The sequence below is a fragment of the Bradyrhizobium sp. SZCCHNRI3043 genome, assembly GCF_032377735.1.
Lineage (GTDB): Bacteria > Pseudomonadota > Alphaproteobacteria > Rhizobiales > Xanthobacteraceae > Bradyrhizobium.
In genome coordinates, this window is the sequence record NZ_JAUHID010000017.1 from 48708 (window position 1) to 70102 (window position 21395).

Annotated in this window: 19 protein-coding genes and 1 pseudogene; 9 read left to right on the plus strand and 11 right to left on the minus strand. The window is 65.9% G+C overall.

The annotated features are described in order from the left end of the window. Positions 1 to 82 precede the first annotated feature (82 nt). Both QX124_RS25765 and QX124_RS25770 read right to left on the minus strand, forming a co-directional pair. A complete protein-coding gene (locus tag QX124_RS25765) occupies positions 83 to 3574 on the minus strand; it encodes an indolepyruvate ferredoxin oxidoreductase family protein (protein WP_315798649.1) in 3492 nt (1163 codons plus the stop codon). Between the two features lie 317 nt (positions 3575 to 3891). Further along, positions 3892 to 4536: a trimeric intracellular cation channel family protein gene (locus QX124_RS25770; RefSeq protein ID WP_315737635.1), complete on the minus strand. Its 645-nt coding sequence runs from the start codon at positions 4534 to 4536 to the stop codon at positions 3892 to 3894. 155 nt (positions 4537 to 4691) lie between these two features. On the opposite strand from QX124_RS25770, the gene QX124_RS25775 reads away from it, so the two are divergent. Beyond that, positions 4692 to 5096, plus strand: coding sequence for a hypothetical protein (locus QX124_RS25775; RefSeq protein WP_315798650.1), 405 nt, complete (start codon positions 4692 to 4694; stop codon positions 5094 to 5096). A gap of 172 nt (positions 5097 to 5268) precedes the next feature. After that, positions 5269 to 5586 (plus strand): hypothetical protein, encoded by a 318-nt coding sequence (locus QX124_RS25780; protein WP_315798651.1) that lies wholly within the window; start codon positions 5269 to 5271, stop codon positions 5584 to 5586. 103 nt (positions 5587 to 5689) lie between these two features. Here QX124_RS25780 and QX124_RS25785 read toward each other — a convergent pair whose 3' ends face one another. Both QX124_RS25785 and QX124_RS25790 read right to left on the minus strand, forming a co-directional pair. Continuing rightward, entirely contained in the window at positions 5690 to 6508 is an 819-nt protein-coding gene (locus tag QX124_RS25785; protein ID WP_315798652.1) for an isocitrate lyase/phosphoenolpyruvate mutase family protein, read from the minus strand. 48 nt (positions 6509 to 6556) lie between these two features. Further along, positions 6557 to 6871, minus strand: coding sequence for an NIPSNAP family protein (locus tag QX124_RS25790; protein ID WP_315798653.1), 315 nt, complete (start codon positions 6869 to 6871; stop codon positions 6557 to 6559). Between the two features lie 75 nt (positions 6872 to 6946). On the opposite strand from QX124_RS25790, the gene QX124_RS25795 reads away from it, so the two are divergent. Continuing rightward, positions 6947 to 7645, plus strand: a complete 699-nt coding sequence (locus QX124_RS25795; RefSeq protein ID WP_315737631.1) for a winged helix-turn-helix domain-containing protein — start codon at positions 6947 to 6949, stop codon at positions 7643 to 7645. A gap of 124 nt (positions 7646 to 7769) precedes the next feature. After that, a pseudogene (locus tag QX124_RS25800) lies at positions 7770 to 7896 on the plus strand (alpha/beta hydrolase); the annotation flags it as partial. Positions 7897 to 7958: 62 nt separating this feature from the next. Here the strand turns inward: QX124_RS25800 and QX124_RS25805 are convergent. The 3 genes from QX124_RS25805 to QX124_RS25815 form a co-directional block, all read right to left on the minus strand. Then, complete coding sequence (locus tag QX124_RS25805; protein WP_315780855.1) at positions 7959 to 8318, minus strand: twin-arginine translocation signal domain-containing protein; 360 nt, start codon at positions 8316 to 8318, stop codon at positions 7959 to 7961. Positions 8319 to 8766: 448 nt separating this feature from the next. Beyond that, positions 8767 to 9231: a hypothetical protein gene (locus QX124_RS25810; RefSeq protein WP_315780852.1), complete on the minus strand. Its 465-nt coding sequence runs from the start codon at positions 9229 to 9231 to the stop codon at positions 8767 to 8769. A gap of 231 nt (positions 9232 to 9462) precedes the next feature. Continuing rightward, positions 9463 to 10995 carry an acyl-CoA carboxylase subunit beta gene (locus tag QX124_RS25815; protein WP_315776609.1) on the minus strand — a complete coding sequence of 511 codons (1533 nt, stop codon included), beginning with the start codon at positions 10993 to 10995 and terminating at the stop codon, positions 9463 to 9465. Positions 10996 to 11120: 125 nt separating this feature from the next. On the opposite strand from QX124_RS25815, the gene QX124_RS25820 reads away from it, so the two are divergent. Together QX124_RS25820 and QX124_RS25825 are read left to right on the plus strand one after the other, a co-directional pair. Further along, a complete protein-coding gene (locus QX124_RS25820; RefSeq protein ID WP_315780850.1) occupies positions 11121 to 11558 on the plus strand; it encodes a DUF4260 domain-containing protein in 438 nt (145 codons plus the stop codon). 42 nt (positions 11559 to 11600) lie between these two features. Beyond that, the gene (locus QX124_RS25825; RefSeq protein ID WP_315780848.1) at positions 11601 to 13202 is read left to right on the plus strand and encodes an alkaline phosphatase D family protein; all 1602 of its coding nucleotides are present in this window, start codon (positions 11601 to 11603) and stop codon (positions 13200 to 13202) included. A 630-nt stretch (positions 13203 to 13832) separates the two neighbouring features. On the opposite strand, the gene QX124_RS25830 is transcribed toward QX124_RS25825, so the two are convergent. Beyond that, a complete protein-coding gene (locus QX124_RS25830; protein ID WP_315739830.1) occupies positions 13833 to 15449 on the minus strand; it encodes an IS1182 family transposase in 1617 nt (538 codons plus the stop codon). Between the two features lie 290 nt (positions 15450 to 15739). Between QX124_RS25830 and QX124_RS25835 the strand changes: the two genes are divergently transcribed. From QX124_RS25835 to QX124_RS25845, 3 genes are all read left to right on the plus strand, one after another. Then, positions 15740 to 16579 carry a DUF3883 domain-containing protein gene (locus QX124_RS25835; RefSeq protein WP_315771166.1) on the plus strand — a complete coding sequence of 280 codons (840 nt, stop codon included), beginning with the start codon at positions 15740 to 15742 and terminating at the stop codon, positions 16577 to 16579. A 211-nt stretch (positions 16580 to 16790) separates the two neighbouring features. Next, the gene (locus QX124_RS25840; RefSeq protein ID WP_409997752.1) at positions 16791 to 17813 is read left to right on the plus strand and encodes a dienelactone hydrolase family protein; all 1023 of its coding nucleotides are present in this window, start codon (positions 16791 to 16793) and stop codon (positions 17811 to 17813) included. A gap of 100 nt (positions 17814 to 17913) precedes the next feature. Further along, positions 17914 to 18399: a hypothetical protein gene (locus QX124_RS25845; protein WP_315780844.1), complete on the plus strand. Its 486-nt coding sequence runs from the start codon at positions 17914 to 17916 to the stop codon at positions 18397 to 18399. Positions 18400 to 18557: 158 nt separating this feature from the next. Here the strand turns inward: QX124_RS25845 and blaOXA are convergent, their stop codons facing one another. The 3 genes from blaOXA to QX124_RS25860 all read right to left on the minus strand — a co-directional run bounded on the left by blaOXA (position 18558) and on the right by QX124_RS25860 (position 21383). After that, positions 18558 to 19376, minus strand: coding sequence for an OXA-1091 family oxacillin-hydrolyzing class D beta-lactamase (gene blaOXA, locus QX124_RS25850; protein ID WP_315737622.1), 819 nt, complete (start codon positions 19374 to 19376; stop codon positions 18558 to 18560). 79 nt (positions 19377 to 19455) lie between these two features. Then, the gene (locus QX124_RS25855; RefSeq protein ID WP_315780842.1) at positions 19456 to 19737 is read right to left on the minus strand and encodes an EscU/YscU/HrcU family type III secretion system export apparatus switch protein; all 282 of its coding nucleotides are present in this window, start codon (positions 19735 to 19737) and stop codon (positions 19456 to 19458) included. Next, positions 19734 to 21383, minus strand: coding sequence for a flagellar hook-length control protein FliK (locus QX124_RS25860; RefSeq protein WP_315780840.1), 1650 nt, complete (start codon positions 21381 to 21383; stop codon positions 19734 to 19736). The genes QX124_RS25855 and QX124_RS25860 overlap by 4 nt, the downstream gene beginning before the upstream one ends. Positions 21384 to 21395: the final 12 nt, after the last annotated feature.

A 21395-nucleotide genomic window follows, 5' to 3' on the forward strand; every position in this document is an offset into this window, starting at 1 on the left:
CGTTCATCAGTCAGCGAAAGGGTGGGCACGCGCCGCCGTTGGCGGCGCTTGGCCCACCCTACGGCACCTTGCGTGTGGCGCCCTACTCCGCCGCCATCTGTCGCGGCGCGGGCGGCGGATTGGCAAGGTCGGCGGCGAGCTGGGCGTAGCGCGCTTTCGCGTCGTTCACCGCCTTCTCCTTCACGGGACCATAGCCGCGGATGCGATCGGGCAGCGACAGCAGCTCGACGGCAATCTCGACATTGGCGGGCGACAGCAGATTCAGCGCGGTGGCGACGTCCTTCTCGTAACCGGCGATCAGGTCGCGCTCCATCTTGCGCTCGGCGGCATAGCCGAAGATATCGAGCGGCGTGCCGCGCAGGCCCTTCAGCTTCGCCAACAGGCGGAACATCTTCATCATGCCCGGCCCGAAGCTGCGCTTCTTCGGCCTCCCTTGCGGATCGAGGCCGGAATTGAGGATGGGCGGCGCCAGGTTGAAACTGATCTTGTAGTCGCCCTCGAACGCGTCATGGAGCTGCTTTTCGAAGCTGCCGTCGGAGAACAACCGCGCCACCTCGTACTCATCCTTGTAGGCGAGCAGCTTGGCATAGTTGATCGCCACTGCGCGCGGTAGCGCCTCGCCGTACCCGCCCTTGTCGGCGGCCTCTCGCACCTGATCGACCAGCTTGCGGTACCGCTTGGCGAGCCGCGCATTCTGATAGCCGGTGAGCAAGGCCATGCGATGGGCGATGATCTCGTCGAGCGTCATCGCCTCAAGCGACTTCGGCGGCACCGTCTCGTCCTTGCCGGTCATCATGTCGGCGAGCCGCTCCGGGTTGACCACCGCGAGGCGGCCGAGCCGGAACGCCTCGGTGTTCATCTTGACCGCGACGCCGTTGATCGCGATCGCCTTCTCGATCGCCTCCGCCGACAGCGGCAGCAGGCCCTTCTGATAGGCATACCCCATCATCATCATGTTGGTGGCGATGCTGTCGCCAAGCAGCGCCTCGGCCGGCTTGGTGAAATCGAGGAAGCTCGAGTCCTTGTGCAGCGCCGTTTCCAGCAGGCCCGTCACCTTGCGGTTCTGGAAGTTGAAGTCGCGGTTGAGGACGAAATCGGCGGTCGGGATCAGATGGCTGTTGATGACGCCATGAGTGCGCGCGCTGTCGCACAGCGTGATCGTCTCCTTCGCGCCCGCCACCACCTCGTCGGCGGCGATGACGAGATCGGCGGTGCCCGTGACGATGCGCGAGCAGGTCACGTCGGCGGTGTTCTCCGACAGGCGCACGTGGCTGAGCACCGCGCCGCCCTTCTGCGCGAGGCCCGACATGTCGAGGATCATCGAGGCCTTGCCCTCGATATGGGCGGCCATGCCGAGCAGCGCACCGATCGTCAGCACGCCGGTGCCGCCGACGCCGCCGACCGCGACGTTGTAGGGCCGCTCCAGCGACGGCTTGGTCAGGGGCTCCGGCATCACGCCGATGTCGCCGAGTTCGGCTGGGGCGCGGCTGCGCGGCTTGCCGCCGTCGATCGTGACGAAGGACGGGCAGAAGCCCTTCACGCAGGAATAGTCCTTGTTGCAGGAGGACTGGTTGATGACGCGCTTGCGCCCGAGCTCGGTCTCCAGCGGCTCGACCGAGATGCAGTTCGACTGCACCGAGCAGTCGCCGCAGCCTTCGCAGACGGCCGGATTGATGAACACGCGGCGCTGCGGATCCTCCATCGTGCCGCGCTTGCGGCGGCGGCGCTTCTCGGCGGCGCAGGTCTGCACGAACACGATGGCCGAGGCGCCCTTGGTCTCGCGGAGCGTCTTCATGACGTTCTCGAGCTCGTCGCGATGCGCCAGCTTGACGCCGGGCGCGATGCTGTCGGCCGGATAGGCGTCGGGATTTTCCGAGACCAGATAGATCTCGCGGATGCCCTCGGCATGGAGCTGGAAGGTGATCTGCTGCGGCGACAAATCGCCGTCATGGCGCTGTCCGCCGGTCATCGCAACCGCGTCGTTGTAGAGGATCTTGTAGGTGATGTTGGCCTTGGAGGCGATCGACTGGCGGATCGCGAGGCTGCCAGAGTGGAAATAGGTACCGTCGCCGAGATTGGCGAAGATGTGCTTCTCGTCGGTGAACGGCGCGATGCCGACCCAAGGCACGCCCTCGCCGCCCATATGGGTGAAGGTCTCGGTGTTGCGGTTCATCCACAGCGACATGAAGTGGCAGCCGATGCCGGCGAGCGCGCGGCTGCCCTCGGGCACCTTGGTCGAGGTGTTGTGCGGGCAGCCCGAGCAGAAATACGGCGTGCGCGCCACCGGCGAGATCAGCTGCATCTGCGAGGCGTCGCGGCCGTTGAACCAGTCGGCCTTGGCGCGCAGCATCGCCTTGATCTCGGGATTGAGGTCGAGGCGGAGAAGACGCTCCGTCAATGAGCTCGCGAGCGAGGCGACGGAAAGCTCGGTGGCAAACGGCAGGAAGCGCTTGTCGTGCTCGTCCATCTTGCCGACGATGCGCGGGCGGACGTCGTCGCGCCAGTTGAACAGCTCCTGCTTGACCTGGTTCTCGACGATCTCGCGGCGCTCCTCGATGATGAAGATCTCCTCGAGGCCGACCGCGAACTGCCGCACGCCTTCCGGCTCCAGCGGCCAGGGCATGCCGATCTTGTAGAGCCGCAGGCCGATCTTGGCGGCGACCTCCTCGGTGATGCCGAGCTCGCGCAGCGCCTGGCGGATGTCCTCGTAGCTCTTGCCGGACGCCATGATGCCGTAGCGGGCATTCGGTGAGTCCATCGTGATGCGGTTGACCTTGTTGGCGCGGGCAAAGGCGATCGCGGCAAAGCCCTTGTAGTCCTGCAGCCGACGGTCCTGGTCGAAGCGGTCGTCGGGCCAGCGCAGATTGAGACCACCCGGCGGCATCTCGAAATCGGGGGGAATGACGAACGGCGTCATCTCGTCGTTGAGGTTGATCTCGGCGGTGGTCTCCACCGTCTCGGTGATCACCTTCATGCCGACCCAGCAGCCGGAATAGCGCGACATCGCAATGCCGAGCAGGCCCATCTCGATCATCTCGTGGATCGAGGACGGGTAGAGATAGGGCATCAGCGCCGAGATGAAGGCATGGTCGGACTGATGCGGCACGGTCGAGGATTTGGCGCCGTGGTCGTCGCCGGCGAGACAGAGCACGCCGCCGTTCTTGGCGGAGCCGGCCGCATTGCCGTGGCGAAACACGTCGCCGCAGCGGTCGACGCCGGGGCCCTTGCCGTACCAGATGCCGACGACGCCGTCATACCTGCCGCCGGGCGACAGTGCGAGCTGCTGCGAACCCCAGATCGCGGTCGCCGCGAGGTCCTCGTTCACGCCGGGCTGGAACTTGATGTTGTACTGCTCGAGATGCTTGCGGGCGGAGAACAGCTGCTGGTCGTAGCCGCCGAGCGGCGAGCCGCGATAGCCGGAGATGAAGCCGGCGGTATTGAGGCCGGCGGCGCGGTCGCGCCGGATCTGGGCCATCGGCAGCCGCACCAGCGCCTGGATGCCGGTCAGGAAGATGTGGCCGGAGCTTGCGGTGTATTTCTGGTCGAGATTGATCTCGCTCTCGTTGAGTCCCATTCCGCCCTCTTGCCGTGCCTTGTCGGGGTGCGCAGCTGCCGCCGGCCGGCGGAAGCGCGCGTTCTGCCAATCATTTATGTCTGCTTTTGAAGAATGCGCATCACAAATCTCGTTTGCGCAGGGCAGCCAACCGAAATCGCAATTTCGTGGCGGGAGCCGGTCGCGGCTTTTGCGGTTTGTGTCGAAAACCCCCGCCCCCGCGAAATGGGATGATGCGTGCCATGGCTTTGGCGGCTCGGCGGACGGTTACTGAAGCGTTGTGGCCGGCGCGATTCCGGCACCAAACGAATTGTGCGATGCGACAAGACCGCCGCCGTTCATCCCCGATCGTCGCCCGCAAATACGAAGCGCGGCATGTTCCATTTGTAGCGGATCGCGAGCAGCCGGAACGACAGTCCGAGCGCGAAGGTCAGCGCCGTCCACCATCCGCTGGCGATGCCGAGCGACAAGCCGGTCGCATAGACCAGGCCCGTGACGAGGGACACGCTGGCGTAGAGTTCGGCGCGAAACAGCAATGGCACGTCATTGCACAGGATGTCGCGCAGCACGCCGCCGGCGCAGCCCGTGATCATCCCAGCGACGATGACGATGCCGATCGGCACGTTCATCTGCCAGGCGATGTCGCAGCCCGTCATCGTGAACACGACGAGGCCGACCGCATCGAGAACGAGGAAGGCCATGGTCAGCCTGTGAACCAGGCGCGCCATCGCGATCGTCACGAACGGCGCCAGCACGGTCAGCAGCAGCAAGGACGGCCGCTCGACCCAGGCAAGCGGATAGTGGCCGAGCAGCACGTCGCGCAAGGTGCCGCCGCCGAGCGCGGTGATCGCCCCCAACAAGCAGACGCCCATCCAGTCCATGCTGCGGCGTCCCGCCGCCAGCGCGGCCGTCATCGCCTGCGCCGCCAGCGCCACCCAGGTCAACAGATGCAACACGCTGTCACCGGGCGGCAGGTTCCACATGAGGTGAGCTCCAGAAGTTCCAATAGAACGAGAATCGCAATGCTCGCGAGGAACCTTAGCGCGCCGTGCAACGATACAAATTGGGATTCGCGCAGGTTTCGCGGAACGGCCCGGAGCCGCCCTGGTTGTCAGGTGACAATCACCAGGAGGATGAGATGGCCAACGAACGGCTTCCCAACGAACGTTATCCCGACGGCATGAACCGTCCCGACATGTCCACACGTCCCGACATCACTGGGGCTGGAATGACGGGAACAGATTATGAGCGCACGCCGCCAGTGGACAACCGGCTGCAGCCCGATCTCGAGCCGACGAACGCCCCCAGCTCGACGGGCCGCATCGCGGCCTATGCCCTGGGCATCGCGATCCTGCTCGGCGCGGTGTTCTACGGCCTGAACAACATGTCGATGCGCAACGACCAGGCGAGCACCACACCGGCTTCGCAATCGGCATCGACCACCAAAGATAACACCTCGACCGGCGTGACGACCGGCGCCGCGGGAGATCGCACCACACCGCCGCCGGCGGCCCCGAGCGACAAGCCCAACGCCGTCAAGTAGTCTCGCGGACGGCAATTAGCGGTCTCACTCCTGGGCGGCGGGTGAGCAATCATCCGCCGCCGCTTTTTTGGCGAGTCCTCCAACAAATTACGCGAAATGTGCGAGGGCCGCCGTGGAACCATAGCAGCGCGAACCGATTGGCTCATTGACACTCTCACCCAGGAGATACGTAATGAAAGCTCTCTCCATAGCTATCGCAGCCGCGGCAAGCACGCTGGCCGTGACCGCCGCTTCGGCGGCACCGATCTCTCCCGCAGCCTCGGCGGTCCCGCAACGCGACATCCAGAACGTCCGGATGGTCTGTAACGAGGAAGGCCGCTGTTGGCGCGAGCGCAGTGAACGCCGCGTCATCATTCAAGGCGAAGATCGCGATTCCTACGCGTACGCTCCGCGCGAGCGCTACATCGAGCGGCGCAGCTATGAAGACCGCGGCGGCATCGGCTTCCGCGCTCCGGGCGTGAGCGTCGGCATCGGGACGGATCGCTACTAAGCGATTTCCGCGAACTCAGACTGAAAAGCCGCGGCAGAGTCCGCGGCTTTTCTACAGGCGGATGAGATCGGGATCTGCGGGAGGCCGGGCGCGCAGCCTGATCTCAACCGAAGATCCTGTTCAGCTCGCCGCCGGGATAGCCGTTGGCCAGTTCGGTGAAGGTGCCCTGCTCGGCCATCTCCTTGGCCGCCCGGATGAAGCCGGCCCAGGCCATCCGGGCCAGCGAACCGCCGACGCTGATGCGGCGCACGCCGAGCTCAGTGGCTTGCCCCAACGACAGGCCGGAAGCGCCGATCAGAAGGTTGACCGGCTTGGGCGCCACGGCTTTCACGACCGCAGTGATCTCCTCGATCGTCTTGATCCCGGGCGCGTAGAGACAATCCGCGCCCGCTTCGGCATAGGCTGTGAGGCGGTCGGTCACGAGCTTGAGGTCGGGCTTGCCCCAGAGAAACGCCTCGCAGCGGCCGGTCAACAGCACGTCGGCGCCGGTCGCATCGATGGCCTGCCGGGCCGCGCGGATACGCGCGATGGCGAGCGCGCGCTCATAGAGCGGATCATCCTTGTCGCCCGTGGAATCCTCGATCGACAGACCGGCGACGCCGGTCGCGACCGCGCGCGTGACGTTGGCCGCCACACCCACCGGCGCATCGGCGAAGCCGCCCTCGAAATCGGCATTCACGGGAATGTCGACGGCGGCGCTGAGCGATTTCAAATGGGCGAGCACCTCATCCAGTTCGACCTTGGTGTCCGCCTTGCCAATCGACCACGCGAAGCCGGCGCTGGTGGAGGCGATCGCGTTGAAGCCGAGATGCTGCAGCATCTTCGCCGTGCCGACGTCGAACGGGTTCGGCAGCACGAAGCAGCCGGCCTCGTGCAACTTGCGAAAGGCCGCGCGCTTGTCCGCCGTGTTGGTCACCGTCATGTCATCCTCCCATGCATCGTCGCGTTGTGTGGCAGCATAGAGCCGCGATCATTGCGCCGCCACGACATTGCGCAAGAATGTTCGCTCTTCGCCCAGAATGAGCTTGTGCTCCTCGGCCAGCGCGAAGTTCGCCCGGCCCTCGGCATCGCCGCGCAAGGTCGCGCGATAGCGCTCGTAAGCCGCGAGACTGTCGAATGAAATCAGGCCGTAGGCGATGTCGTTGGTGCCTTCGTGAGGCATGAAATAGCCGATCAGGTCGCCGCCACAGCGAGGAATGATCGACAGCCAGCGCTTGGCGTAGGCTTCGAACACGTCGCGCTTGAACGGATCGATGCGATAGCGGATGAAGACGGTGATGGTCATGACAACCTCCGGTGAGTTCTGTATCATCGACACTATCCGCTTGCCCGACGAGAATGCTTCGTCTAGCATCGAAGTATGAAATCAGGTCCGGACATTGCGATGGTGGCGGCGCTGGTCGGCGATCCCGCCCGCGCCAACATGCTGACTGCGCTGCTCTCGGGCCGTGCGCTGACCGCGACCGAGCTCGCCCAGGAGGCCGGCGTGACGCCGCAGACGGCGAGCTCGCATCTTGCCAAGCTCGAAGGCGGCGGCCTGATCGAGCCGGAGAAGCAGGGCCGTCACCGCTACTACCGGCTCGCCGATCCCGACGTCGCCGACGTGCTGGAGAAGCTCGCCGGCCTCGCCGCGCGCGCCGGCCACATGCGGGTGCGCACCGGACCAAAGGAGCCGGAGCTGCGGCGCGCGCGCATCTGCTACGACCACCTCGCCGGCGATCTCGGCGTGCAGATGCTCGACAGCATGACGCGGCAGAAGCTGGTGCGCCGGCGCAAGCAGGAGATCGTCCTGACCGAGGACGGCGAACATTTCCTGGCGCAGCATCTGCGGATCTCGCCGGAAATGCTGGCGCATCCCCGCCGGCCCGTCTGCAAGGCCTGTCTCGATTGGAGCGCGCGGCGGCATCATCTCGCGGGCACGCTTGGCGCAGCGTTGATGAAGCGCTTCACCGAGCTGAAATGGGCGGCGCGCGATGCCACCCCAGGCAGCCGCGTGGTGAATTTCAGCCGCGCCGGCGAAAAGCATTTCGCGGCGCTGTTCGGTCCGGCCGAAGACTGACGATCACGCGCTCTTTATCGCAGCGCCTTCCTGCCTTGCGGCCCAAACCAACGCGGGGCACGGAACGACCATCTCATCCCCGTCTTTCCTGGAATCTCCATGTCCCGTTTCGCCGGGCGCGACAATCGCCGCGAAAGCGAGCACCGCATCGCAGAGGACAACGCCGCGCGAGCCCTACGGCATCAATCTCGAAGGCTTCCCCTACCCCGTACCCGGTCAGCCTGCTGCCTCTGTTCAATGACGGCGAGCAGAACGCGCCGAAGAACCCACTCGCGACGGAAGCAGCGCTTGTCGTGAGGCAGCCGTGCCGACATCACCAGTGGTGACGACGGTGCCAACGGCGGCGCCAGTGCCGATGATGGTGATGCCAGCCCCAATGACGGCGCCGCCAACCCCAATGCCGCCGGCGCCAGCCCCAATGATGGCCGTGACCATGGTGTCCGTGATGATGACCGTGATGCCCCCAGCGAACCTGCTCCGGCGCGAGCCGATCGGCCTCATCCTGCGAACCGACCGCGCGCTCGACGTGCTGATCCCTTGCTGAAGGCGCCGCTTCGTTCAGCGGCAACGGCGAGAGCGGCGCAGCGACCGCATCGGTGGTGCGGAGCACGGCGCCGGCCGCCGCCGCGCAGCCGAGCCCGAATGCCAGCTTGAGGAAATTCCGTCGTTCCATCGCACGCCTCCATGATCCACGAGCCAGAGCATGAAGTGAGTATTCGGCCGATCACCTGAACGTGAGCTGAACTGGCGCATGCCCGCGACACCACCATGGCTCTGCCACCTTCGCCGATCTTGGTGCGCGCCGCCGGCCGATCACTCCTCGACCGCCTGCGCCAGCACGAAGCTCTCACGCGTCCGCGTCACGTACGACGAAGATGGCTGACGGCGTCGAGTTGCCTCCGGTCCGTGTTGGTGTCGTCACGGAGCACGATCAAAAACGCGACCTTGCCGTCGTCTCGATCATCGCCGCGCGATGACGGGAGACTATCAAAATCAACGAGGCCCGGAGTGCCTAGGAGTCCGGGCCTCGTCACCTCGCGACCTCGCGCGAGCGAAGCCGGTCGGTATTCAATAAAATCTAGCGCCTGTTCACACGGATCGCATTGAGCTGGCTCAAAACGTCAGTAGCAGCGCGTGATCGTGACGGAGTGATCGCCGCCGCGGCGGCCCGGTACCGTCACGGTCTGCATCGGACAGCTCGACACATAGGGGCGATCGGACGGCACGACATTCGGCGGATAGCGGTGAACCCAGTCCCACGGGACGTCATACGTATAAGTGTAGCGCACGTCGGCCGATGTGTGCTCGGGGATCTGCTGCGGCACGGGCTCGCCAGGGCCGCCATAGGCGAAAGCGCCGGCGGCCGGCAGATAGGAACGATAGCCGCGGTGGTGACGGACGAAGGGCCGCGCGCCAAGCGCCGGCGGGACGACCTGGCTCGGCCCCGCCTGACCGGCGGCAACGGGCGCAGCCACCGCGGCGCCGGACTGGGCCGACGCGGCCTCGGAGGAGAACATCAGCGCGGCGGCTGCCGCGCAGACGACCAGAACTCTGGAATTCCGATATGCCGATGTTCCGACAGCCATGATACGTGACCCTACTCTTCTGACCCACCAGCGATCGATAAATGCTAGGCCAGCGGCCCAGTTCCCGCAAACCCATCGTTAAAGGTTAGTTAAGCCGTAAGCTTAACGCCAGTGGGCGGAAACGGCGCAGATTGCCGCGCCGCTCCGGCGGCAGCGCGCTGCGGTCGCCGGACTTCGTCAAATACGAAGGCGACACGCCGGTGCACTGCCCTCCCACTTCGTCACTCCCCCTCAGAGCGGCAGATTGTCGTGCTTCTTCGCCGGCATCTCCATCTTCTTGTCGCGGAGCATCGCCAGCGCACGGGCGATGCGGCGGCGGGTGGAGTGCGGCATGATGACGTCGTCGATGTAGCCGCGCTCGGCGGCGATGAATGGCGACAGGAAGCGGTCCTCGTATTCCTTGGTGCGCGCGGCGATCTTCTCCGGGTCCGCCATGTCGGCGCGGAAGATGATCTCGACCGCGCCCTTGGCGCCCATGACCGCGATCTGCGCCGTCGGCCAGGCGTAGTTCATATCGGCGCCGATCTCCTTGGAGGCCATGACGTCGAAGGCGCCGCCATAGGCCTTGCGGGTGATGATCGTGACCAGCGGCACCGTGCACTGCGAATACGCGAACAACAGCTTGGCGCCGTGTTTGATCAGGCCGCCATATTCCTGCGCGGTGCCCGGCAGGAAGCCCGGCACGTCGACGAAGGTGACGATCGGGATGTTGAAGGCGTCGCAGAAGCGGACGAAGCGCGCCGCCTTGCGCGAGGCATCGCTGTCGAGCACGCCCGCCAGCACCATCGGCTGGTTGGCGACGAAGCCGACGGTGCGCCCCGCAATGCGACCGAAGCCGGTGACGATGTTCTTGGCGAAGCCTTCCGCGATCTCGAAGAAGTCTCCCTCGTCGACGACCTTCAGGATCAGCTCCTTCATGTCGTAGGGCTTGTTCGGATTGTCCGGGATCAGCGTGTCGAGCGACATGTCGACGCGCTCGATGTCGTCGAAGCTCGGCCATTCCGGCACGCCGTCGGTGTTGTTCGAGGGCAGGAAGTCAATCAGCCGGCGCATCTGCAGCAAGGTCTCGACGTCGTTGTCGAACGCGCCGTCGGCGATCGAGGAGCGCGTCGCGTGCACCGAGGCGCCGCCGAGCTCTTCCGCGGTCACGACCTCGTTGGTGACGGTCTTCACGACATCTGGGCCGGTCACGAACATGTAGCTCGTGTTCTTCACCATGAAGATGAAGTCGGTCATGGCCGGCGAATAGACGTCGCCGCCGGCGCACGGGCCCATGATGACGGAGATCTGCGGGATCACGCCGGAGGCCAGCACGTTGCGGCGGAACACATAGGAATAGCCCGCGAGCGCCGCGACGCCCTCCTGGATGCGGGCGCCGCCGGCGTCATAGAGGCCGATGATGGGCGCGCGCGCCTTCATCGCCATGTCCTGCAGCTTGGTGATCTTCAGCGCGTGGGTCTCGGACAGCGAGCCGCCGAACACGGTGAAGTCCTTGGCGAACACGAAGGTCTTGCGGCCGTTGACAGTGCCCCAGCCGGTGACGACGCCGTCGCCCGGGACCTTGGTCTTCTCCATCCCGAACTCGGTCGAGCGGTGCTCGACGAACATGTCGAACTCCTCGAAGCTGCCCTTGTCGAGCAGCAGCTCGATCCGCTCGCGGGCCGTCAGCTTGCCGCGGGCATGCTGCGCCTCGATGCGCTTCTCGCCGCCGCCGAGCCGCGCGCCGGCGCGCCGCGTCTCCAAGGTGTCCAGGATGTCCTTCATGCGCGTCCCGCCCATTCCCGATCTCGTGAGTGTTGGCGGCCTTCTAACACGGCTATTTCGGAGGCGAAAAGCGGCTTTCGGACGGGCCGCCCCTCCTCCCACAGTTCGGAATTGGAAGCAGAATCATGGATATGGCCGCTCGACCAAGCCTTGCCGATCCGGCTGACGACGCAGCCCGGGGCGCCGTGCGGGGCGGCGTCCGCCTGCTGTTGCGGCTCGAAGGGCTGGTGCTGGTGGCCGCGGCAATCGCCTTCTACGCCCATCGAGGGGACTCGTGGTGGCTGTTTGCGGCCCTCTTCCTGGGGCCCGACCTCAGCTTTGCCGGCTATCTCGGCGGCTCCCGGATCGGAGCGGCCGTGTACAACGCCGCGCATGCCACGCTGCTGCCGACCGCCCTGCTCGCGGTCGGACTGGCGCTCGGCGTGCCGCTGGCGACCCAGCTCGCCACCATCTGGCTCGCCCATATCGGCGTCGACCGGCTGGTCGGCTACGGCCTGAAATACACCGACGGCTTCGGCTTCACCCATCTTGGCCGGATCGGGCCTGCCGCGCCGCGAGGCTGAACGCCGGATGCAGGGACCTGCCGCGACGGGTAGGATGCCGGCATGATCCGATTCCGAGACATGGCCGGCCTGGACCGGCGCAGCCTGCTGCGCGGCGCACTGCAGGCCGGGCTGGTGACGTTCGGCGCGCCGCTGGCGCGCACGGCGCTCGCCCAGGCTCCGCCGCTGAAATCCAACCCGTTCACGCTCGGCGTCGCCTCCGGCGATCCCAGCCCCGACGGCTTCGTGATCTGGACCCGGCTCGCGCCCGAGCCGCTGCAGCCGCGTGGCGGCATGATCGCGCTGCCGCGCGAGGTGAGCTGGGAGGTCGCGACCGATCCGGCGATGACGACCATCGTGCAATCCGGCATTGCGATCGCCCGCATCGAGCTGGCGCACTCCGTCCATGTCGAGATCGAGGGCCTCGCTCCGGCCCGCGACTATTTCTATCGCTTCCGCCTGCCGGAGGCGGAGAGCCCGATCGGGCGTGCGAGGACCTTTCCCGCCGCCGGCGCCGACGTCGCGCAGATGCGGTTCGCTTCCGCCGGCTGCCAGGAATGGGACCGCGGCTTCTACACGGCGTGGCGTGCGATCGCGCAGGACCATCTCGACTTCGTCTTCCACTATGGCGACTACATCTACGAGAATGCGTACGCCGCCGAGTCCAAGGGCGTGGCGCTGCCGCGCACCATGCCGAAGCATTTCGCCACCTGCTACACGCTGCCGGAGTACCGGCAGCGCTATGCGCTCTACAAGACCGATCCCGACCTGCAGGCCGCGCACGCCGCCTGCCCGTTCCTGCCGAGCTTCGACGATCACGAGGTGATGGACAATTGGGCCGGCGATCGCGACAAGCGCGACACGCCGCCGGAGGCGTTCCTGTTCCGGCGTGCCGCCGCCTTCCAGGCCTGGTACGAGCACATGCCGGTGCGCCGCGCGCAATTGCCGCGCGGACCCGACATCCTCGCTTTTCGCCGCCTCGCCTTTGGCAGGCTCGCCGACATCGCCGTGCTCGACACCAGGCAATACCGCTCGAAGCAGCCCTGCGGCGACGGCATCAAGGCCTGCCCCGAGGCCGACGAGCCGAGCCGCACCATGATGGGCGCGCAGCAGGAGCGGTGGTTCGCCGAGGGTCTGCGCGGCAGCCGCGCAACCTGGCAGGTGCTGGCACAGCAGGTGATGTTCGCCCCGCTCGACTGGCGCTCGTTTCCGTGGCTGCCGTCGTCGGACGTGCCGCTGTGCAGCCTCGACAAATGGGACGGCGCCAGCGCCGCGCGCGACCGCGTCATGCAGATGCTGCGCGAGGCCGGCATCACCAACACCGTCGTGCTGACCGGCGACCTGCACAAGGGCGTCGCGCTCGAGCTGAAGCAGGATTGGCGCGATCCGGCCTCGCCCTGCGTCGGCGTCGAATTCCTGGCGACCTCGATCTCGTCGGACGGCGACGGCTTTGCGCGCTACGACAACGAGCCGACATTGTTCGCCAACAATCCGCATCTGAAGTTCTTCAGCAACCAGCGCGGCTATATCAGGCATGTCGTGACGCCGGCCCGCTGGCAGGCCGACTACCGCGTCGTCGACCGCATCAGCGTCGCTGACGGCACCGTGTCGACCGCGAAATCCTTCGTCACCCTGGCCGGCAAGCCGGGGCTGGCCGACGCCTGAGGCGACGCGCGCGCGGCAAGGCCGCCGCCGCGTCGTGTGGCGATCTGCTCGCTGACAGCAGCCGGTCGTCCTGCCGCGTAGGGTCGAGGTCATGACTGGGGCGCACCGTGCTTGGCGTGATCGCACCCGGAGAGATTTCGCTTGAAGTCGCCGCTTCGAGGCATGACGTCGCGATCCCCGCGGCGGAGTGCGCCCGGGCTTTGCTTGAGTTCGTCCCCTTCCGTGGAAGAAGAGGCGCAAGGAAGGCCGGGAGCCTGCCGCCCCCATGGCCCCCGTGCAGAGAAAATGCACGGGGCAGGAACCACAGGTTCGGCTGGGACTTCCCGGCCCTCCCTGCGCGATGGTTTGAACGGGTTATACGTGATCTCCCCGGGGACCGGCTTGATTGCCCCCGTCGCCAGCGGATCATCCCCACCGACTTGGCCTCAGCACCGGGAGGCCAGGACCACACGATTTCGCCGTCGCATCGCTCCGTTCGTCGGCCCGATCGTGAGACCAGGCTGCAGACCGACACGCCCACCGCATCCCCGGCCCGACGTTCGTGACGATCGCGAAACGTCCCTCTTGGCGGGCCGGGATGCGCGGAAATGTGGAGGTGATTTGCCCGACGAGGCTGGGCAAGAATCCGAATTAGGGGGGTGAGAGGGCTCGGCGCGGTGCAATTTCGAGCCATGACTGCATCATGGTCCAGAATCGGATCAGGGCAAGCGAAACCGCCTCCCATGCGCCCCTCGCTTCGCCGGAAGTGGCATGTAGAGCTGCAAGAGCCCATTCGGCGATGCGGGCGAGGAAGTCGTCGAAGCCGAGAATGTTGAGGGCGCGGGTGAGATTGTAGCAGAGCGCCATGAGGCTCCATTCCCCGCGAACCTTGTCGAAGCCGCGGACAAGGAAGTGCTGATAGCCGGCGCGGCACTTGAGCGTGCCGAACGGGTGCTCGACGATGGCCGAGCGGCGGCGCATCAATTGGCCGGCCTGTTCGCTCGCCATCCTCTGGCGGTGACGATCCAGCACCTCTTCGTGCTCCCATCGAGAGACGCGGCGGCTTTTTTCCTTCGCAGAGAGACAAGACGCCTTGAGGGGGCAGATGCCGCAAGTCGCCACGGAGGCCAGGTAGCGGCGTTCCATCCTGCCGCTCGTATTCTTCCAGAGCTTCTTTGTTGGATGCAGCGCTTGGTCTGCGGGACACTGGTAGGTGTCGGTCGCGGAATTGTAGGTGAAGTCACCTCGCGTGAAGCGACCGTGCTTCTTGCCATTGCCGTGATGCAGCGGGACATAGGCGGTGACGCCGTCATCCTCGCAAGCCTTGATATCCTCGCTGTTGTAATAGCCAACATCTGCCAGTATCTGCAGCGCCTCGACCTGGAGGCCCTCCTTGGCCGCCTTCGCCATCATATGAAGGTGTCCTGTATCGCTGCGATTGACGACCTCGCTGGCGATGATCAGCTTATGCTTGTCGTCGACGACGCTCTGGACATTGTAGCCTGCGATCGTCTGGTCGCCCTTGCTCAGCAGTCGCGCATCGGAATCGGTCTTCGACACCTGTCCCTTGTCGCCCTTGTCCAGGTTCTCCAGATCGGACTGTGCGCGTTCACGCCTGGCCATCAGCTCCTTGATCTTGTCCCCGACATCGCCGCCATCCTTGTTGCCATCCTTGCCGTCGTCGGGCTGCTTGGCTTCCGCCGCGTCGTTGGTGTCGAGAGACTTGCCGTACGCCTCAATCTCCTCATCGAGCTTGGCGATCTGTTTGGCGAGCTTCCCGCGCGTGAAGATGCTGTCCTTGCTGGCATTGCCGTGGAACAGCGCGCCGTCGACCGCGACCAGGGTCCCGCCGATCAACCCGATCTCCTGCAGCAACAGGACGAAGCTACGGTTCGCCGCCTTCAAGGCAGCCCAGTTCTCCTTGCGGAAGTTCGCAATCGTCCGATAGCCGGGCTTCAGGTTCCTCAACAACCAGATCAGCTCCAGATTGCGGCCGGCTTCACGCTCGAGCCGGCGCGACGATCTGATCTGGTTCAGATAACCATAGAGATAAAGCTTCAGCAGGTCCGCCGGATCGTACGGCGGCTGCCCGACACCCGATCCCCTCCGCTTGGCGTGGCGGAAGCCAAGCTTGGCCAGATCGAGAGCGTTGACGTAGCTGTCAATCGCACGAACCGGATTGTCCGGCCCGACATAATCCTCAATCCGAGGCGGAAGCAGGCTCTTTTGATCGCGGCTCTCGCCGCTCTTGAACGGCCGATTCGTCATGCCCCCAAATCTTACCGTGAACACTGAGTTCTTGCCCAGCCTCGACGGTGCAAGTGATCAGTCCGCGACAAACTGGCACGACGGGCAGTTCGGGCATGGATGATATGCGAGGATTGCCCGTCGGGCAGAGGCCTCCTCTCTGTCCATCGCTTTCTGGACAACTATGACGACGCCTCTCCACGCCATAATCGAATTCGCCAGCAAAGCTGAGCCTGCTGGCCAGCTCGGGCACCTTAAGCTATGGTTGCGTGTGAGGCAGGCGGCTCCTCACATCCTGCCGAAGGGCATCTATGGCTGGCGCCTGGACCGATGAGCAGAACGACGCCATTGTCGCCGATTATTTCGCGATGCTCGCGGATGATGTCGCGGGGAGACCGTACAACAAAGCCGAACGTAACCGTGCCGTGCAGGCATCGACCGGCCGAACACACGGTTCGATCGAGTACAAGAATCGAAATATCAGTGCCGTACTCAAGGGGCTCGGCGAAGAATGGATCGCTGGCTACAGGCCCGCCTTCAATTTTCAGTCCTCACTCGAAGTTGCCGTAGCTCGCTGGCTGGACCGCAACCCGGAATGGCTCGCACGAACGACGCGGGCAGCAGCGATCTCATTAGGATCAGGCTATGGGGAGCCTCCGCCACTGTGGATCGGACCGCCTCCAACACACAGCAACGCGCCTCCCCCTGAAGAGCTCGAACAGATGGTGGTGATTGCCAGAAAATATGATGTGGGGGCACGGGACGCGCGCAATCGCGCGCTCGGCCGCGCCGGTGAAGAACGCGTTCTGGCCCATGAGCGCTCAACTCTGCTGGCCGCAGGCCGGACCGATCTCGCGCGCCAAATTCGATGGGTTTCCGACGTCGATGGCGACGGCGCGGGCTATGACATCAGGAGCTTCGAACCCGACGGTCGAGAACGGCTCATCGAGGTTAAGACGACGAACGGCTGGGAACGCACGCCATTTCACATCACTCGAAATGAGCTCGCGATTGCCGAAGCGTATCGCGACGACTGGCTCCTGGTGCGACTATGGAATTTCGCCCGAGATCCGCGAGCCTTCGAGTTGCGACCTCCCCTCGAAGCGCATGTCTCGTTGATGGCGACGAGCTATCAGGCTAGCTTTCTGTAGCGATCAAATCCCGCAGCGCACCACACGCTGCGTTGTCCACCAGTCTCGCTCTTCGCAGGTCGTGACGCCGTTTGACAGCTCCGTGATCCCTCGTTCTACTTGGTTGCCAAGCCGCAACAAGCGGCGAGCCAGGAGGACGGTCATGGAGCGACATAATAGTGCCGCGCCGTCGGCGCTTGATGCGCCCGCTCGTTTCAGACTTACCGACGCATTGCCTCGAGCCGCTCGACGATCGCTGCGGCTGACGGCAGCGACCGTCGTCACGATCCTGCTGACCGCGGCCGGTCTCAGCCTCTGCAGCCGCGCCCATGCCCAAGGCATCTCCAAGGACACGCCTGCCCGGATCGAGATGTATCCGATCCCCTCGCTCACGCTGTCCGACCGGCAGTTCCTGTCCGGCGACGACAATGGCAAGCCGGTCACGGTCGTGGGCGAGCTGCGCGTCGCGCAAGGCAGCGGCCGGCTGCCGGTCGTGGTGCTGATGCATGGATCGGGCGGCGTCGGCGGCAACATCGCGGCCTGGAGCCGCACCTTCAATGCGATGGGGATCTCGACCTTCGCGATCGACGGCTTCACCGGACGCGGCATCACCGCCACCAGCACCAACCAGGCGCAGCTCGGCCGGCTCAATTTGATCATGGACATCTATCGCTCGCTCGACGTGCTGGCGAAGCATCCGCGCGTCGATCCCGAGCGCATCGTGCTGATGGGATTTTCGCGCGGCGGTCAGGCGGCGCTGTATGCGAGCCTGGAGCGTTTCCACAAGCGCTGGAACAATTCCGGGCTGCAATTTGCCGCCTACATCCCGTTCTATCCGGACTGCTCGACGACCTATGTCGGTGAGACTGATGTGGTGGCGCGGCCGATCCGGATCTTTCACGGCGGACCGGACGACTACAATCCGGTGCGGACCTGCAAGGCCTATGTCGAGCGGCTGAAGGCAGCGGGCCGCGACGTTGCGCTGACCGAATATCCAGACTCGCCACACGGCTTCGACCTCGGCCTGCTCGGCGCCAACATGCTCGCCGTCGCGCCGAAGGCGCAGACCGTGCGCAACTGCCGCATCAAGGAGAGCGACGGCGGGATGCTGATCAATGCCGAGACGCAGCAGCCCTTCACCTATCAGGACGCCTGCGTCGAGCTCGATCCGCATGTCGGCGGCAATCCCGCCACCGCGGAGGCCGCGCGCCAGGCGGTAACGGACTTCCTGCGCACGCTGTTCAAACTGTCGTGAGCAAAAATAGAACGATTTGGATCAATTCTTGAGGTGACAGATCGAACGCATCGGGTGTTCCTGCGTTGTCGCTCACTTTTCGACGATGAAACGGAGCCCGATGATGCGCGCCTCTCGCCTTGCGATCCCCACTTTGCTGACTGCCCTTGTTCTGGCTGGCGCCGCCCATGCCGCGCCGGCCTCGCCGTTCCGGGGGCTGGAAGGCTCCTGGAGCGGCGGCGGCGTACTGAGCATGTCCGACGGCAACCAGGAGCGGCTGCGCTGCCGCGCGGCCTACGACGTCGGCGGCGCCGGCGAGCAGCTCCGTCTCAATATCCGTTGCGCCAGCGACAGCTACAACATCGATCTCTCCAGCGACGTCGCCTATCGCGGCGGCGAGATCTCGGGGCAATGGAGCGAGGCGAGCCACAATGCGTCCGGCACCATCGAGGGCCGCGCCGTCGGCAACCGCATCGAGGCCCAGGCGCGCGGGCAGACGTTTTCGGCCGGGCTGTCGCTGACGACGCAGGGACGCCGGCAGACGGTGTCGATCCGGCCGGCGGGCACGGAGATCACCGGCGTCAATTTGGAGCTGTCGCGGCGGTGACGAGAATGTAGGGTGGGCAAAGGCGCGCAGGAGCGACGCTTGCGTCGCTCCGAGCACCGTGCCCACCGCGCCGGGCAAGACGGTGGGCACGGCGCGCGACGGCGTCATCTACGACTAAGAATGTGCCTCGCGCCTTTGCCCACCCTACTGTCAATCACCTACAGCGCGCCGATGTCCTTCAGGCAGGCCTGCGCCAGCGTCATGCGGTCCGCAACATGGCGCTCCTCGGGGCAATCCATGTTGAGCGCGAACACGGTGGGCTGGTCACCCTTGTCGACCCAGCCAACCATCCAGCCGAGCGCGCCCTGCTCCTTCCCCAGCAGCCCCGACTTGAAATGGATCACGGCCTCGCCGACCTTGGTGGTCGGGATGATGTCGCGGGTCAGATCCTGGCTGCGCTTCGACACCGGCAGCGCGCCGCGCCTGAGGCGATCGATGAAATCGACCTGCTCGACGGGATCGATGCGAAGCGCGCCTGTCAGCCAGAACTGGTCGATGCCGCCGCCGATATCGTGATTGCCGTAGTCGAGCTCCTCGAGATATTTCTGCATGCGCTCAGGACCGATCCGGCGCGCGATCTCCTGATAGACCGGGACGGCGGAGACCGCGATCGCGCTGCGCAAGGTGTGATCCTTGTTCCAGGCCTCGATCGATCTCGTGACGCCATCCCATTTGAACACGTCCTTGTCGGGATCCTCGACGACGCCGGTCTCCAGCGCGATCAGCGAATTGGCGACCTTGAAGGTCGAGGCCGGCAGCTTCGCCTCGCCGGAGCGATCGGTGTCGCTGGCGATGATGAGATAGTCCTCGACCTTGTAGGCCAGGAACGTGCCCTTGGTGCCCTCGTCGGTGAAGCGCTTGACGAGATCGCCACGGACCTCGTTGCGCGGCGGGGCGACATGCGCGAGCGAGCGCGCGGGCAACAGGCTGGCGCCGGCCATCAGGGCAAGCGCATGGCGGCGGCTCATCATGGACATCGCAAGTCTCCGTCGTCGTTCGCCCTCCCTACCACACGGCGGTGACGACCGACGCATGACGGAGATCACAAATGCGGCGCTAGCGCATCGGACGCGACAGATTGAGCACGAACACCAGCACCTCGGCGACGGCCTTGTAGAGCTCCTCCGGGATCTCGTCGCCGAGCTCGACATTGGAGAGCGCGCCGGCGAGCACCTCGTTCTCCTCGATCGGGATGTCGTGCGCCTTGGCGACCTCGATGATCTTGGCGCCGATCGTGCCCTTGCCCTTGGCGACGACGCGCGGGGCGCCCAGGCCCTTGTCATAGTGCAAGGCGACGGCGAGCTGGGTCTTGTTGGCGGCCTTCACCTCGATGCTCATAGCGCGCGATCCAGGAAATGGCCGGCCTTGGGCGGCATCACGGCCGGCGGCGCGCCGTCCTGCACCACGAGATCGCCCGGCGACAGCTCCGCGCGGCTGAGGGCTTGGCTGAGTTCGGAGAGACCGGCGCGCAACCGCGCGGCGGTGACCGGACGCTCGGCCCACATCCGCACGGAGGTGCGCTCGGCGCTGAAGCTGATCATGGCATGCACCGGGCCGGCCGGCTCGACGTCGAGCGAGAAGCGCGCCCGCCAGACGCGCTTGGCCGCGTCCGGCGACTGCGTGCCGCCGTCACGCGAGATCTCGAACTGTGCCATCGCGGTCCCTTGCGGGGTGGCGAAGGGAATCTCGAAATTCCAGCGCGGCAGCGCCGGATCGGTGCGCGCGGTCGAGGCGTCCGGGCGATCCGGCAGCGAGGCGACCTGCAGCAAGGTCTGGCGCGACAGCGCCTGGTCGGTCTCGTCGAGCAGGCGGTGCGCGATCGCCGGCAGCGGCGTGTCCGGGCCGAGCGTCGCCGTCGCCACGGCCTGCGGCATCGGCGCAGCCCCGCGGAACGGCGGCGGCGGCGTGTTGGTGCGCACGACCATTTCGGCGCGGCCATTGGCGTTGCGTCCGGGAACGAGGCCGGCGGCACGCGGAATCTGCTGCTGCGCTTCCTGCAGCACGGCCAGCACCGTGCCGGGCGTGAGCGACTGCGCCTTGGCGCCCGTCAGGGTCTCGATCAGCGCCGAGCCGGTGAAGCCGGCAGACACGGTGTCGGGCCGCCCCATTGCCGTTGCCCAGGGCTGGGGCGGCAGCTCGATCTCGATGTCGGGCACCAGCGAGGGTGCAGCGCTCTGTTGTTGCGCGGCGGCGGCGCGGCCGGCCTCGGACAGCACCGAGGCATAGGAGCCTCCCGGCGACGCCGACGTCGAGGCCGCCATGCCGGGATCGACAGTCTGCAGCACCGTCGCCAGCGTCTGGCGCAGCACGATCAGCGCCGCCTTCAGGTCGGGCGTGCCGGCGCCGGCGGTGCCATTGGCGAGCGAGGATTCCAGAAACAGGCCGGAATGCCGCACCGCGCTCTGCACATCCTCCGCGGTCAGCGCCGGCGATAGCTGGGTCTGCTGCGCCAGCACCTGGGCCACGGCCGCGCGCAACGCCGGCGGAAGATTGGGTGCGTCGACGACGGCCTGGAGATCGGCGAACAATTGGCCCTGGCTGCCCTGGCGGGTCGCCGCCTCCTCGCTGGCGATCGACAATGCGAGCCGCTCCAGCCCGGTCAGCGGATCCGGCGTCGGGGGCAAGGTTGGCGCCAGCCGGCCGGTGACGTCGACGACGGTGGCCGCCGGCGTCGGCGTGCCACTGGTTCCAGTGGCAGCGCTGCCGCCCTGGCCGACGATGGCGAGCTGCAGCCCCTGCGCGGTCTGCGACACTGCGACCTGCACGGTCTGGCCGGCCTGCAGCGGCAGCTCGCTGGCGAGCTCCATCGACAGGTTTCCGATCGCGACCTGGACCAGGTTCTCGGCGAGCACCTGCTGCACCCTGGCGCTGAGCAGCGCACCGGCCTGTAGCGTGGTCGCGGCCTGCGGCGCGGTTCCGGCCGGCGAGCTGCCGACGCCGCGGACGGCGCTCACGGAAGGCGACGGGGTGACACTCTGGACCATGCGCGTACTCGG

Excerpts from the sequence above, each read along its gene's own strand:
- QX124_RS25765 (WP_315798649.1), bottom strand. The coding sequence starts at position 3,574 with ATGGGACTCAACGAGAGCGAGATCAATCTCGACCAGAAATACACCGCA.
- QX124_RS25770 (WP_315737635.1), bottom strand. The coding sequence starts at position 4,536 with ATGTGGAACCTGCCGCCCGGTGACAGCGTGTTGCATCTGTTGACCTGG.
- QX124_RS25775 (WP_315798650.1), top strand. The coding sequence starts at position 4,692 with ATGGCCAACGAACGGCTTCCCAACGAACGTTATCCCGACGGCATGAAC.
- QX124_RS25780 (WP_315798651.1), top strand. The coding sequence starts at position 5,269 with ATGAAAGCTCTCTCCATAGCTATCGCAGCCGCGGCAAGCACGCTGGCC.
- QX124_RS25785 (WP_315798652.1), bottom strand. The coding sequence starts at position 6,508 with ATGACGGTGACCAACACGGCGGACAAGCGCGCGGCCTTTCGCAAGTTG.
- QX124_RS25790 (WP_315798653.1), bottom strand. The coding sequence starts at position 6,871 with ATGACCATCACCGTCTTCATCCGCTATCGCATCGATCCGTTCAAGCGC.
- QX124_RS25795 (WP_315737631.1), top strand. The coding sequence starts at position 6,947 with ATGAAATCAGGTCCGGACATTGCGATGGTGGCGGCGCTGGTCGGCGAT.
- QX124_RS25805 (WP_315780855.1), bottom strand. The coding sequence starts at position 8,318 with ATGGAACGACGGAATTTCCTCAAGCTGGCATTCGGGCTCGGCTGCGCG.
- QX124_RS25810 (WP_315780852.1), bottom strand. The coding sequence starts at position 9,231 with ATGGCTGTCGGAACATCGGCATATCGGAATTCCAGAGTTCTGGTCGTC.
- QX124_RS25815 (WP_315776609.1), bottom strand. The coding sequence starts at position 10,995 with ATGAAGGACATCCTGGACACCTTGGAGACGCGGCGCGCCGGCGCGCGG.
- QX124_RS25820 (WP_315780850.1), top strand. The coding sequence starts at position 11,121 with ATGGATATGGCCGCTCGACCAAGCCTTGCCGATCCGGCTGACGACGCA.
- QX124_RS25825 (WP_315780848.1), top strand. The coding sequence starts at position 11,601 with ATGATCCGATTCCGAGACATGGCCGGCCTGGACCGGCGCAGCCTGCTG.
- QX124_RS25830 (WP_315739830.1), bottom strand. The coding sequence starts at position 15,449 with ATGACGAATCGGCCGTTCAAGAGCGGCGAGAGCCGCGATCAAAAGAGC.
- QX124_RS25835 (WP_315771166.1), top strand. The coding sequence starts at position 15,740 with ATGGCTGGCGCCTGGACCGATGAGCAGAACGACGCCATTGTCGCCGAT.
- QX124_RS25845 (WP_315780844.1), top strand. The coding sequence starts at position 17,914 with ATGATGCGCGCCTCTCGCCTTGCGATCCCCACTTTGCTGACTGCCCTT.
- blaOXA (WP_315737622.1), bottom strand. The coding sequence starts at position 19,376 with ATGTCCATGATGAGCCGCCGCCATGCGCTTGCCCTGATGGCCGGCGCC.
- QX124_RS25855 (WP_315780842.1), bottom strand. The coding sequence starts at position 19,737 with ATGAGCATCGAGGTGAAGGCCGCCAACAAGACCCAGCTCGCCGTCGCC.
- QX124_RS25860 (WP_315780840.1), bottom strand. The coding sequence starts at position 21,383 with ATGGTCCAGAGTGTCACCCCGTCGCCTTCCGTGAGCGCCGTCCGCGGC.